The following is a 737-nucleotide window of genomic DNA, read 5'->3' as shown; positions in this document are numbered from 1 at the left end:
CTCTGGTTCCATGACGACGGCCAAGGCGATGTCGAAGGGGTCATCCGCTTCGTGCTGCGCATCGCGGAAGACCTCGATCTCACCGGCCTCTGGGGTTTTGACTATGCCAACACCTGTTCCCGGCCCCGGCTGGAGGCGTTCGCCGGCGGCGCGCATGTCATTGACCTCGGCGCGCGCAAGAGTGTCGGCTGGATCAGTACCCATGAATGGCTGACAGCCGCCCTGAACGGTGAAGACATCGACGCGGTGGAGGCGCTCGTCGCATGAGCACCGTCGTCCAGTCCAGCAACCCCGCCTCTTTCCCCATCCCGGAATTCGGCCGCAGTGCCGATGGCCTGACCGTCGCCCGGATCGGCGATGCCGCCTATGCCATGATCCCCACGGCTGATGGTCGGCTTTACCTCGGCAGCGGCTGGCGCCTCTCCAAGCCCCTGTCGGACTGGAAGCGTTCCGAATTCTACCTTCATGGCGGCGATGTCGCTGACGAGGCTGCGTTCCAAGCCTTCGTTCAGGAACAGGCCGAGCATCAGGGCGAGAAGGCAGCTCTCGGTCGGCAGGAGTTCCGCGCCCATGCCAGCACGCCCTGGGGGCCATCGCAGGGCGCGGTCCGCTACGGCGAGGGGGTGGTCTTCCACTCGACCTCCGGCCATGGCGGGTTCCACCTGACGGCGGACCGCAATGCCGAACTCCATCCCTTGCTGCGCGCGACTGGAGGTTGGTACGAGGAGGATGCCGCT

Annotated in this window: 1 protein-coding gene and 1 pseudogene; both read left to right on the top strand. The window is 65.9% G+C overall.

Translation table 11 applies throughout. The features are described 5' to 3' along the window. Nucleotides 1–267: pseudogene (locus AC1DVR_RS23810) on the top strand (hypothetical protein); the annotation flags it as partial. Then, nucleotides 264–737, top strand: a 474-nt coding sequence (locus AC1DVR_RS23805) for a DUF7007 domain-containing protein (RefSeq protein WP_478003096.1), incomplete at its 3' end; no start/stop codon positions are given. The pseudogene AC1DVR_RS23810 and the gene AC1DVR_RS23805, both read left to right, overlap by 4 nt.

Source organism: Rhodobacter sp. P2_H5 (genome assembly GCF_056403335.1).
This window is presented reverse-complemented; position numbering and strand designations above follow the sequence as displayed.